At 70.0% G+C, this 12,393-nt stretch carries 10 protein-coding genes; 6 read left to right on the top strand and 4 right to left on the bottom strand.

What is annotated here, in order from left to right; genetic code table 11:
• From D7V77_RS45155 to D7V77_RS45145, 5 genes are all read left to right on the top strand, one after another.
• A partial coding sequence (locus tag D7V77_RS45155) for a hypothetical protein (RefSeq protein ID WP_233597424.1) occupies positions 1-370 on the top strand: 370 nt, incomplete at its 5' end.
• A gap of 154 nt (positions 371-524) precedes the next feature.
• Positions 525-1,103, top strand: coding sequence for a hypothetical protein (locus tag D7V77_RS35030; protein WP_120580618.1), 579 nt, complete (start codon positions 525-527; stop codon positions 1,101-1,103).
• Complete coding sequence (locus D7V77_RS35025; RefSeq protein WP_147452256.1) at positions 1,096-2,100, top strand: type VI immunity family protein; 1,005 nt, start codon at positions 1,096-1,098, stop codon at positions 2,098-2,100. The genes D7V77_RS35030 and D7V77_RS35025 overlap by 8 nt, the downstream gene beginning before the upstream one ends.
• A gap of 165 nt (positions 2,101-2,265) precedes the next feature.
• On the top strand, positions 2,266-5,529 hold the full coding sequence (locus D7V77_RS45150) for a kelch repeat-containing protein (RefSeq protein WP_233597423.1): 3,264 nt from the start codon (positions 2,266-2,268) through the stop codon (positions 5,527-5,529).
• A gap of 36 nt (positions 5,530-5,565) precedes the next feature.
• The gene (locus tag D7V77_RS45145) at positions 5,566-7,278 is read left to right on the top strand and encodes an OmpA family protein (protein ID WP_233597422.1); all 1,713 of its coding nucleotides are present in this window, start codon (positions 5,566-5,568) and stop codon (positions 7,276-7,278) included.
• Positions 7,279-7,375: 97 nt separating this feature from the next.
• On the opposite strand, the gene D7V77_RS35015 is transcribed toward D7V77_RS45145, so the two are convergent.
• Positions 7,376-8,149 (bottom strand): HAD family phosphatase, encoded by a 774-nt coding sequence (locus D7V77_RS35015; RefSeq protein ID WP_120580616.1) that lies wholly within the window; start codon positions 8,147-8,149, stop codon positions 7,376-7,378.
• 104 nt (positions 8,150-8,253) lie between these two features.
• Between D7V77_RS35015 and D7V77_RS35010 the strand changes: the two genes are divergently transcribed.
• Positions 8,254-8,814: a sugar O-acetyltransferase gene (locus D7V77_RS35010; protein WP_120580615.1), complete on the top strand. Its 561-nt coding sequence runs from the start codon at positions 8,254-8,256 to the stop codon at positions 8,812-8,814.
• A 56-nt stretch (positions 8,815-8,870) separates the two neighbouring features.
• Here the strand turns inward: D7V77_RS35010 and D7V77_RS35005 are convergent, their stop codons facing one another.
• From D7V77_RS35005 to tgt, 3 genes are all read right to left on the bottom strand, one after another.
• Positions 8,871-9,629, bottom strand: coding sequence for a transglutaminase-like domain-containing protein (locus tag D7V77_RS35005; RefSeq protein ID WP_120580614.1), 759 nt, complete (start codon positions 9,627-9,629; stop codon positions 8,871-8,873).
• 179 nt (positions 9,630-9,808) lie between these two features.
• Entirely contained in the window at positions 9,809-10,993 is a 1,185-nt protein-coding gene (locus D7V77_RS35000) for a nuclease (RefSeq protein WP_120580613.1), read from the bottom strand.
• Between the two features lie 109 nt (positions 10,994-11,102).
• Positions 11,103-12,272, bottom strand: a complete 1,170-nt coding sequence (tgt, locus tag D7V77_RS34995; RefSeq protein ID WP_120580612.1) for a tRNA guanosine(34) transglycosylase Tgt — start codon at positions 12,270-12,272, stop codon at positions 11,103-11,105.
• Positions 12,273-12,393 lie beyond the last annotated feature (121 nt).

Raw genomic sequence — 12,393 nt, 5'->3', positions numbered from 1 at the left:
CCGTCCAGGTGCCCGAAGGGGAAGCTCCCCGTGCCGCTCGCGCCCCCGTACCCTGGAAGGGGGGTACGGGGGCGCGAGCGGCACGGGGAGCTTCCCCTTCGGGCACCTGGACGGAGGGCCGTGGCATCCGCCGGTGGGGCTGCCTGAGCCGGAGGATGTGGGGCACGCGGAGTTCATCCTCGGGGATTTGGAGCACCTGCTGCCGGAGCTACCGAAGGATGGCGTGCTGCTGGCCGCGCCCCGGTGGATGGCGGTGGGACAGACGCAGGACTCCCCTGCCCTGCGCCGGGCGGATATCTCCAGTGAAGAGGCCGGGGGCTTCGGCCTGTTCAACGCGGCGGCGCACGACGTGGGTGAAGACGATGATTGAGTTGCGCCTCCTGGGTGGGCTGGTGGCCCTGCTCTGTCTGTCGTGCGCTTCGGGTCCAAGGCAGTACGCGCAGACCACGGACTCCGCGACCAGTGCATGTCTGCGCAATCCCACCTGTTACACGCAGCCGGGGGATGAAGCGTTCCTGCCTTGGATGGACAAGGCCGTGAGGGCAGCGGCCACTGCGGGAGCCACGATGAAGCTCCTGGAGGCTGCGGACGTGGCCCGCATCGAGCACCTGTTGGTGGAGTGCGCGAAGGAAGCGGACTTCATCGTCAACGAACGTGAGTACGGCCAGGGGAAATACCCGAACGACAAGGAGTGCTTGCGCGTGGTGGGCTACGACAAGAACGGCGTTCCCATCCGACGGCAGGCCGAGCTTGGGACGATGAAGCATGACGTCGCCTTCGCATGCGTTCAGCGAGAGGTCCGCCGACTCTTTCCCGACAATGTCTCAATCGAGCCTCGCTACGGGACCTCCCCTACGTCAGGTGGCCCCACAATGACGAACATATGGAAGGGCTCGAAGAAGCCCGACATCGTCCTTCATGCCACTGGCCAGCCGCTCCAGATCCAATGCATTTTCGACCTCAAGTTCCCGTGCACGCTGAAAAGCAAGGGCGACCCCCTCTCCAACGACGGAACCCGTGAACAAATGTCCCGCTACGCGGAGTTGAGAGGAAAGTGCAAGCCCGCGATCATCACGCCCCAGTTTGGAGTCGTGCGTGAGTAAGTATCCGTTCCTGCAACACTTCGCCCCGACGCTCCCCCGGGTCCAACTGGTCCTGCGCATCGTGTTCTACCTGCCCCATGACCACGGAGTGCTGGCCCCAGTCCTGCGACGGGTCCTCGACACCTATCTCGGATTCATTGCTGCCGGTGGCGGAGCACTGACCTTCGGAGAGGATTCCGACGTCATTGAGGATGCCTTCCCGCTTGAGTCCGAGTTTTGGGAGGAAGCTCAACGCCACCTCACCAAGCCTCGATTCGAATACCTGGACGACATGGATCAAGACTCCTACTGGTTCCGAAGATTGACCAAGAGGGGTTTCGACACATGGGTCATCCTCAAGGGAGGTCATTCGGAGCCAGATGGCTACGAATTCAGTTTCGAGTCTCGGCTCCCATGGAGAGAACCCACTTCCGAGCACAGCGTTCTGAGCGTGAAGCTCCCGATAAGCTTCCTGGAGACTCAGGGGCCCGAGAAGGCCTTTGCACTGGCACGGTCCCTGGCGGAGCTTCTTCCGTTCTCCACGGGCCATGCCGGGCTGTCGCTCTCATTCACGCGCGGGAGGTCGAAGCTCCTTCCCCTTCTCAAGGAGCAGCTGTCCAGGCATCCCGGCTGGCACGTTCCACCTCCGCTGACGTGGGGCTTGGGACCGTGGATCGACGACGTGCACTGGCTGAACTTCCTGGGCCCTCCCCTGCTCGAAACCGTTGGCGGTATCCAGGCACTTCGCTCGCACCTGAGCCATCCGGAGACCACCGTCCAGGAGCTCACCGGAGGCCGTGCCCTGATCAGCTTGGGCCCCGAGCCGCTCGCGGGGGACACGAAACTGGGTGAGACACTGCCGGCGTATCGCGAACTGGCCCGGTTCCTGGAGCCCTGGCTCCTGCCCTTCCCCCACGTCAACACCTGGGACGGCTACACCGACGAGGAGGCCCGTCTCTGGTGGCGCCGCTTCCTGGAGGCCCCTCCCAAGAAAATCTACGACCCACGCGGCGGATGACCGCGCCGGATTTTTTCACGCATTGCCCCAGCACCCGGCGCACTGATAATCCGCAACCCGGAGTGTTCACGTCGAGCGGCAGGCCGACGGTCGTGGTCGCGCCAGCCCTCGCGGATCGGGGTTTCATCGATGCGGTCACAACGCGCTGTCTGGAGCAGGCTCCTGTTGTTCGCCGCGAGCCTGGGCCTTCTTTCCTGCGGCGGGAACGAGCGCCCGGCGGCATCCGAGGGCATCCGCACCACGCACGCCCGTCTCGCGACGGCACCGGCCTGGTACGCCACCCCGTCCATGGCGACGGCACGCGGGCAACACGCGGCCGTCCTGCTCCCCAACGGGAAGCTGCTCGTCGTCAACGGCGTCAACTCGTCCGGCTTCGTGGGCACGGCGGAGACCTACGATCCCGCCACCAGCACCTGGGCCTCCGCGGGCCCCTCCAGCCTCACGGGCAACGTCACCCTGGCCGTGCTCCTGCCCACGGGCCGGGTGCTGGTGCTGACGGATGGCTCGCAGGGGGGACGCCTCTATGATCCCATCGCCAACACCTGGGCCGCCACGGGCAACATGTCCACGACCCGCGCGCTCCCCACGGCCACGCTGCTGGCCACGGGACAGGTCCTCATCGCGGGCGGCACCGGCGGTGGCGGCGTCCGGCTCACGACCGCGGAGCTCTACGACCCCGCGACCAACACCTTCACCGCCACGGGCGCCATGACCGCGGGCCGCGGCGCGCACATGTCGACGCGGCTGCGTGACGGGCGGGTGTTCGCGGTGAGCGGCTTCAGCGGCAGCGGAGAGGTGCCCGGCGCCGACCTCTACGATCCGGCCAGCGGCACCTGGTCCGCCGCCGCGCCCCCGCTGGTGGCCCGCCACTACTCCACCAGCACCCTGCTTCCCGACGGCCGCGTGCTCGTCGCGGGTGGCTTCACCGCGAGCGGTGTCACGGCCCAGTCGGAGCTCTACGACCCGGCCGCCAACACCTGGACCGCGACCGGCAACCTCGCGTTCCCGCGCGCCAGCCACATGGCCACGTTGCTGCCCAATGGCCGCGTCCTCGTCACCGGCGGTTCCAACACGTCCAGGGCGGCGCAGATCGAATCGGAGATCTACGACCCCGCCACCGGCACCTGGACCGCCGCGGGCACGATGAACACCGCCCGCGAAAACCACACCGCGACGCTGCTGCCCTCGGGCAAGGTGTTCGTCACGGGCGGGTTCGCCCAGCTCCCCGGCCTGACGTTCTTCGCGCAGACGGAGGTCTACGACCCCGCCGCGAGCCAGTGGTCCCCGGCCGGCGCCATGGGCACGCCCCGGACGGATCCCATGGTGGCGCTGCTGCCTGGTGGCCAGGTGCTCGTCGCGGGAGGCCGTGGCGTCAGCTCCTCGGCGGCGGTGGAGGTGTATGACCGCGCGAGCAACAGCTGGAGCGCCGCGCCCGCGCTCGCCGTGCCCCGCGAGCGCGCGACCGCGACCGTCCTGCGCTCCGGCCAGGTGCTGGTCGCCGGTGGCCGCAACGCGGGCGTCTCGACGGCCTCCGCCCAACGCTACGACTCCACCACCGGAACCTGGCTGCCCACCGCCGACCTCCTCGGCACGAGGCACCTCCACTCCGCCACGCTCCTTCCGGATGGCCGGGTGTTCGTGTCCGGTGGCCAGCGCAACGCCGCGGTGCTCGCCTCCGCGGAGATCTACTCGCCCGACGCCAACACCTGGAGCGCGGCGGCGCCTCCCACTGTCGCGCGTGCAAGCCATGGCGCGGTGCTGCTCCACGACGGCAGGGTGCTCGTCGCTGGCGGCCATGACAACACCGGCGTGGAGACGGCTTCGGCGGAGCTGTACGACCCCGTCACGAACACCTGGGCCCCCGCGGCGAGCCTCAATGGTATCCGGGACGAGCTGACGCTGACGCTGCTGCCCTCGGGCCAGGTGCTGGCGGCGGGAGGACTCGTGGGCCTCACGTACCTCACGTCCGCGGAGCTGTACGACCCCGCCACGAACACCTGGACTCCGGTGGGCTCGCTCTCGCAGTCGCGCTATCACCACACCGCCACATTGCTGCCCTCCGGCAAGGTCCTGATCGCGGGCGGCCTGACCGACCTGGGCGCGTACGTCGACACCGCGGAGATCTTCGATCCCCAGCTGCGCATCTTCACGACCGTCGCGGACCCCACCACACGCGGAGGGCTGATCTCCACCGCCCTGCCTTCAGGCGAGGCCCTCCTCGTGGGAGGCGTGGGTGCGCCCGACGCGGAGCTGTTCAACGAGAACGGCGCCCAGCCCGCGTGGCGGCCCACGGTGACGAATCCGGTGGCCCTCGTCGCGGCCTGCCCCACCGTCCTGGAGGGCATGCTGTTCCGGGGCATCTCCGGAGGCAGCAGCGGCAGCTACTCGGACTCCCCCACCGACTTCCCCCTGGTGCGGCTCCGCGCCGCGGAAGGCGGGCGTCTCTGGACGCTTCCCTCCAGCAACACCTCGGCCACGCGCGCGACGGTGACCGTCCCCGCGGACGTGCCGGTGGGCACCTACGGGCTGACTGTCTTCGCCAACGCCATCTCCGGCGGGCGGATGGTGACCGTCGTCGCCAACCGTCCTCCGACGGCGGCGGACCAGACGGTCGTCGTTCCGAAGGACACGGTCACGGCGATCGCCCTGAGCGGCACGGATCCGGACCCCGGCCAGGTGTTGAGCTGGACCGCGGTCACCCAGCCGCAGCACGGCACGCTGGGCACCAGCGCGCAGGGGACGCTCGAGTACACCCCCAACCCCGGCTTCGTGGGCACCGACAGCTTCACCTACCGGGTCCGTGACTGCGCCGACGACAGCAACATCGCGACCGTGACCCTCAACGTGACGGACGACGCGGTGCCCCCCACCCTCACCTGCCCCGCGAACCTCACCGTGGAGGCGACGGATCCAGACGGCGCGCTCGTGACCTACGACCCCGCCGTGCTGGAGCCGGCGGGAGGGCTCCCGGTGAGCTACTCGCAGCCGTCGGGCTCGCTGTTCCCGATTGGCACCACGACGGTCACCGCGACCTCCACCGGCCTCACCTGTACGTTCCAGGTGACGGTGCAGGACACCACGGCGCCCACCCTCACCTGCCCCGCGGACATCACCGTGGCGCCGAACACGCAGGTGACGTTCACGCCCACGGCCACGGACGCGGTGACAGCCAATCCGACCGTGACGTCCTCGCCCGCGTCGGGCAGTGAGTTCCCGGCGGGAGCCACGCAGGTCACCGTCACCGCCACGGATGCGGCGGGCAACACCGCGCAGTGCACGTTCCAGGTCCGGGTCCAGGCGCAGGTCGTGGAGATCGCTGGCGGTGGCTGTAACAGCACCGGTGGCACCACGTCCGCGCTGGCGCTCCTCGCCGCCCTGGCGGCCTGGGGCTCGTCGCGTCGCCGTCAGAACCCGGCCCGGGGGAACTGAGACATGCGCTCCCTCTTTTCTCGAATGGACCTCCCCTTGCGTACGAAGGCTCAGAGCTGGGCGCTGGCCGCGCTGCTGGCCACCGCCGTCACCCCCGCCGCGTTCGGGCAGACCACCACGAGCCCGCTCGTCCCGCTGGACCTGGAGCGCCTGCGCTTCACGCCGGCGGCGACGGACTCGATGCTGGTGGACACCGGCCGCGTGCTCCCCGAGGGCGGCTACCGCCTGCTCCTCATGGTCAACTACGAGCGCGGCATCCTCCTGCTCCAGGGCAGTGACGGGCTGGAGCGCTCCATCCTCCACTACCGCACCGCGGGCTGGCTGGCCGGCGCGTGGTCGCCGGTGGACCGGTTGGAGTTCTCCGCGAAGCTGCCCGTCATCATCGCGCAGGGCGGTCACGGCGCGGAGCAGCTGGTGGGCGTGAGCGAGCCGGACTCGTTCGGCCTGGGCACGCCGGAGCTGGGCGTGCGCTACGAGCTGCTGCGGCGAGAGGAAGGCGCGCCGGTGTTCCTGGGCCTGGGCCTGGACATCGGGATTCCGGGAGGCACGGCGGACGCGTTCGGCCGTCAGGCGGGCTGGGCCGGGTTCCAGTTCGCGCCCCGCGTGTCCATCAGCCGCGAGGTGGGCCCCGTGGTGCTGGGCGCCAACGCGGGCATCCGGATCCGCTCGCGTGAAGTGGAGCCGGGCCGCGACGTGGGCACGGAGCTGGAGCAGGGCGTGGTGGTGGCCACGCGCGGCAAGGGGCTGCGCGCCGAAATCGCGCTCCAGGCCGCCGAGTCGCTCGTGGAGTCGGACCTGGCGCTGGAGTTGTTGGGCGGCGTGCGGCTGCCGGTGGGCGCGGGCTTCGAGGCGTTCGCGATTGGCGGGCACGGCTTCACGGACATCCCGGGCACGCCGTCGTTCCGGCTGGCCGCGGGCATCGCGTACGCGAACGAGCCCGAGCCCGTGGACCGGTGCCGCACCGGCCGCAGCCACACGCCGGAGCAGTGCCCGAACGAGGACGACGACGGCGACGGCGTGGCGAACAAGGACGACCGCTGCCCGCTGGAGGCCGGCTCCGCAGAGAACAACGGATGCCCGGACAAGGACTCGGACGGCGACGGCGTGGTGGACCGCGAGGACCAATGCCCGAACGAGGCCGGTCCCTCGTCCGAGCGCGGCTGCCCGGTGAAGGACACGGATGGCGACGGCGTGCCGGACAAGGACGATGCCTGCCCGAACCAGGCCGGTCCCGCGTCCGAGCGTGGCTGCCCCGTGAAGGACACGGATGGCGACGGCGTGCCGGACAAGGACGACGCCTGCCCGAACGAGGCCGGTCCCGCGTCCGAGCGTGGCTGCCCCGCGAAGGAACAGCCCAAGCCCGAGGAGCCCAAGCCCCAGCCCGAGGAGAAGCCCGCGGAGACGACGTCGCCGCTGGAGCACATCGTCCAGTTCCCGGTGAACCAGTCGGAGTTCCAGGAGAACGAGCAGCGGCAGCTGGATGACATCGCGGCCTACCTGAAGGCGAACCCGAAGCTGAACGTCCGGATTGAAGGCCACACGGACAACAGCGGTCCGGAAGAGGCCAACCGCACGCTGAGCCAGCAGCGCGCGAACCGTGTGCGCGCGTACCTCATCCAGAAGGGCATCGCGGGCTCGCGGCTGGAGGCGAAGGGCTTCGGCCCCGACCGTCCGCGCGTGTCCAACGAGACGCCGGAAGGCCGCAGCGCGAACCGCCGCGTGGAGTTCGTCCCCGTCACGGGGAGCTGACCGCGTCAACCTGACGCCGCTTCGTGTTCACCCACGAAGCGGCGCATGGATGTTTCAGTAAGACGGGCGTGGAGGCCTCCTCCACGCCCGTTTTGCGTCAGGCCTCTTCGGGGTGCAGCTGCACCAGCGCGGGCAGCTCCGCCGCGCGGTCGCGCAGCCGCGCCTTGGGCCGGATGGCCACCGGGACGCGGGAGGCCGCGAGCAGCTCCAGGTCGAACACGTTGTCGCCGAAGGCTGCGTAGAGCGGCCGGTTCGTCCGCAGCCGCAGGCTGTTCACCTTGCCAGGGCCGTAGGGCACGGGCTCGAAGACGGACGTCAGCAGCCGTCCGCCCTCCTCCTTCGGCGTGCACGCCACCACGAAGTCAGGCGTGATGCCCACCTCGCGCACCGCGGCCTCCACCACCGCGCGCGGCGATGCGCTGACCACGTAGCAGTCCACGCCCTGCCCCCGCGCCCACTCCACCACGCGGCGGGCTTCTGGATGGACGCGGCCGGCCACGCCCCGCCGGGCCACCACGTCGAGCGCGAAGCCGCGCATCTCCTCCGCGTGCCAGCCGGCGAAGATCCACGCCATCATCTCGTAGGTGTCCTTCTCCGGCAGCCGCCCGGCCTCGAACGCCTTGAACAGCGCATGCGCCAGCGTCACCGCGTCCGGATGCGACTCCACGCCATGGCGGGCACCCAACTGCTCCAGCGCCACGCGGGCCTCGGGGCGCACGCCGCCGTGCTCCAGCAGGGCCAGGAACAGGTCGTCCCCCACGTCCCCGCTCCACAGCGTGCCATCCCCATCGAAGGCCAGCACGCCATCCGGCGTCCGCTCCACCTCGCGACGGATGCGCTCCAGCGTCTCCTCGACCCGCTCAATCCTCATGGGCGGCATCCTCGCTGGCCGCACTGGCCGGTGTCACCCGTGGCCGCGAAGCCGGGAGGCGGGCTGTTCACCATCCCGGGGAACGGGGGTCTACTCTTCAGGGCATGGCACGAACCGAGAAAGAGAAGATGCTCGCGGGCGAGTTGTACGTCGCCGTGGACCCGCAGCTGACCGCCGAGCGGGGCCGCGCCCGCAAGCTCCTGCGCGCCTACAACCAGTCCACCGAGGACGAGCTGCCGCTGCGTGAAAGCCTGCTCGCCGAGTTGCTGGGCAAGGTGGGCGCCGGAACGTGGATCGAACCGCCGTTCCTCTGCGACTACGGCGAGCACATCCGGCTGGGCGAGCGCGTCTTCATGAACTTCCAGTGCGTCATCCTGGACTGCAACACGGTGACGATTGGCGACGACGTGTCCTTCGGCCCGGGCGTGCAGGTGTACGCGGCCACGCATCCGCTGGACCCGGATGAGCGCATCAAGGGCCCGGAGCTGGGCCGCGCCGTCACCATCGGTTCGAAGGTGTGGATTGGCGGCGGCTCCATCATCTGCCCGGGCGTCACCATCGGCGAGGGAACCACGATTGGCGCGGGCAGCGTGGTGACGCGGGACATTCCTCCGTACGTCTTCGCCGCCGGCAATCCCTGTCGCGTCATCCGGAACCTCCGGTAGCCCGGACTGTCATTGCGGCCCGGAATCGAGCAAGACACGAACCGAGGCGGAGGACTTCAGCCCACGGCCTGGTGGGTCTCGGTGACGCCCTGGTACTGGTAGGCGCCGCTGTCATACGGGGTGATGGCGTCGTCGGCCTTCTTGGTGCAGGCCGCGGCGGTGGGGTCGAAGGCCTGGAACTGGCCCTTGTCGTCCTTGAACTCCACCCACGCGTGGGCGCCCCGGTCCGTATCGCCGAAGACGACGCGCGCGTCCACGCCGGCCTGCTCGAAGCGCTGCTCGGCCTCGATGGCCATGTCCACGCAGACGCCGGACTTGGACGCGTCGAAGTTGCTGGAGTTCTTCATGGCGGCATCCCACGTCTTGCCGCCCGAGTAGTCGTACTTCCAGGACGTGGCCTCCTTCGCGATGTCCTGGGCCACCTGATCCGCGCTCTTGCCGGAGGACGGGCCCTTCGCACCCTGCGCCTGTGCAGGAGCGGGAGTCGGGGCCGGAGCAGGCTGGGGCTTCTGGGCCTGGGCCTTGGAAGGCTCGAAGCTGTCTCGCTGCCAGTTCTGCTGGAAGCTCTGCGAGCCAGTGGGCTTCGGGCCCTGGGCCTTCGCGCCCTCGCCCTTCAGCAGGGACTCCTTCGTCAGACCCAGCTCCTTCAGCAGCTTGGCGAACTCCTGGGGCTGCTTCGCGGAGTCCACCGTCTTCACGGGAGAGCCGTCGGCGTTGACGACCTTCACCACGACATTCCTCGGGGCCTGCGCGGCTTCGGGGGACACCTTCGCGCACGGGCTGGAGGACGGACGAGAGAGAGAGGAGATCGCCATGGGACAGGGCCTCGTGGAAACAGCGGGGATGCCTGTCCCATGAGCATGGCGTGTGCCAGCGCTCGTGCTTCCTGGGGTGAACGCCAAACCCCTGTGTTTCCAAGGCCCGTGGGCCTGTCCTCGTCAGCGAAGGCCCGCACCGCTGATGACAGCCGTGCGCGGGGTGATGTCCGGCGTCATCACCCCACCGGCTCGGAGGCGACGTCGGGCTCCGGTTCGTCCGGTCCCTCCACGGTGCGCTCCAGCGTGCGAGCGAGCGCGGCCCGGGCCTCCGCGGCCTCCTCGAAGGGCTCGTCGCTCCCGGCCCGCGCGTGGGCAGGCACCGTCGCATCCAGCTCCGCCGGGTGCAGGCGGAACCACTTCGCGACGAGCATCACCTCCTGGGCCTCCTGAGCGCGGAGGCCAATCGCCTCCGGCTCCGGCACGTCGAAGATGTCCCGCACGCGTGCGGCCAGCGCCGCCTGCTCCTCCGTCGTCCGGGGCGCGGGCACCTCCGCGCGGATCCGCCCCCGCCGCAGCACATACGTGCGGTCCTCCCCGCCGTGCCCGCGCACCGTGTAGACCAGCGACAGTCGCCGCAGCGTGCGCCCCAGCTCGACGATCCACGCCTGCACCTTCTCCAGCCGCTCCGCGCGATCCCTCAGCTCCGCCGCGTATTCGAACTGGAGCCGCCGCGCCGCCATCGCCATGCGCTCGCGCAGGATGACCAGCGGCCGGTCCGACTCGCCGTTGAGGAACGCCCGAGCCAGCGCGACCTGCGCCAGGTACTCCGCCGTCGTGCACCCGCCCGCGCACGGCGACAGGCACCGCGCCGTCTGCCCGCGCATGCATCGCGGGTCGTCCTTCAGGGGGAAGAGCTGGATCTGATCCGCCAGCCGCATGGGCGTCTCGGACGGGCAGTCGCGCAGCTCCAGCAGGTCGTTCACCGCGCGCACCACGTCCGCCATGGTGTGCCGGCCGTGGAAGGGCCCGAAGTACTCCGCACGCCCACCGCCACCGGGTTGGCCCACCACGCGCAGCCGGGGCACGGCCTCGCGCGTGAGCTGGAGGAAGCAGTGCGCGCGGTCGCGCTTGTGCTCCACGTTGTAGAGGGGCCGGTGGCTCTTGATCAGCCGGAACTCATGGAGCAGCGCCGCGAACTCGCTGGCCGTGTACTCCCACTCCACCTGGTGCGCCTGGGCGACGATCTCCCAGGCCTTCTCGCCCTCGTCCGCGCGGAAGTACGACAGGAGCCGCGTGCGCACCCGCACGGACTTGCCCACGTAGAGCAGCTCCCCGGCGGGACCGAAGAACCGGTACACGCCGGGCCGGTTCTCCGCGCTCGATCGGACGTGACTCAGGAGGGTGGCGACGCGCGGGTCCATGCGGCAGGTAGCACCGCAGGCTAACCCGCCACGTCCCGCCGCACCGCCGCCCGCGTGCGGCCCATCACAACCCGGCCGGAGGGCGGGCGGAGGGCCACCCGCCCGGACTTCAGCCCACGTCCTTCAACGTCGCGGCGCTGGCCAGGGCCTCGTCCTTGAGGTCCTTGGGCGTGGCGATGGCGGCCTTCAATTCGCGGTACGTCTGCGCGTAGCCGTTGCGCAGGATGCCCTCGCGCACGCGCTCCATCAGCCGCTGGTAGTGCCGCACGTTGTGCACGGACAGGAAGCGCGAGCCCAGGTGGTGCTTGCCGCGCATCAGGTGCTGCAGGTAGCCGCGCGTGTAGCGCTTGCACACGTAGCAGTCGCACTCGGGGTCGAGCGGCCCGTCATCCAACTGGTACACGGTGCGGGTGATGCGCACCAGCCCCTGGAACGTGTACGCGTAGCCCTGCTGCGCCATCTTCGTGGGGATGATGCAGTCGAACATGTCCACGCCGCGCAGCACCGCCTCCAGCAGGTCCGTGGGCGTGCCCACGCCCATCAGGTAGCGAGGCTTGTCCTGCGGCAGGGACGCGGTGGCGCGCTCGGTCATCGTGTCGCGCTCCACCTTCGTCTCGCCCACGGCCAGACCGCCGATGGCGAACCCGTCGAAGGGCAGCTGGGTGAGGAACGCGGCGCTCTCATCGCGCAAGGCCGGGTGGACGCCGCCCTGGACGATGCCGAACAGCGCCTGGCCCGTGGGCTTCGACTCCTTCGCGGCGAGGCTGCGCACGGCCCAGCGGTGGGTGCGCTCCATGGCCTCGCGGGTGCCGGCCTCGTCCGTGCGCGAGTCGATGCACACGTCCAGCACCATCATGATCTCCGAGTTGATCGCCTGCTGCATGGCGATGCTGGACTCGGGGCTGAGGAGCCGGCGGCTGTTGTCGTAGAAGCTGCGGAAGTGCGCGCCCTTCTCCGTGATGAGCCGGTCCTCCGGCAGGGAGAAGATTTGAAACCCGCCCGAGTCTGTCAGCACGGCGCCGTCCCAGCCCATGAAGGGGTGGATGCCGCCGAAGCGCTCGAACACCTCCGGGCCGGGCCGGAGCATCAGGTGGTAGGTGTTGGCGAGGAGGACCTTGGCCCCCGTCTCCTTCACCTCTTCCATGGCGAGGTGGCGGAAGCCGGCGTGGGTGGCCACCGGCATGAACATCGGCGTGGGGAAGGACCCCTTGCGGGTGTGGAGGATGCCCGTGCGGGCGCCGGTGGGGTCGGTATTCAGGAGTTCGAAGCGGACGGCCATTGGACGGGCCTTATACCCAGCCTGCCCGCCCGGGGGCACCCGCTTCCTGGGGACGCCCGCCTGGTCTCCTGGAGGCCGTCTCGCCCCTCCCCGCCCTCGGGAGGCCCCGGTTTCCCTACCC

The sequence above is a fragment of the Corallococcus sp. CA041A genome, from assembly GCF_003612075.1.
Lineage (GTDB): Bacteria > Myxococcota > Myxococcia > Myxococcales > Myxococcaceae > Corallococcus > Corallococcus exiguus.
The sequence above is the reverse complement of the archived record's forward strand: the minus strand, read 5'-3'. Positions and strand labels throughout refer to the sequence as shown.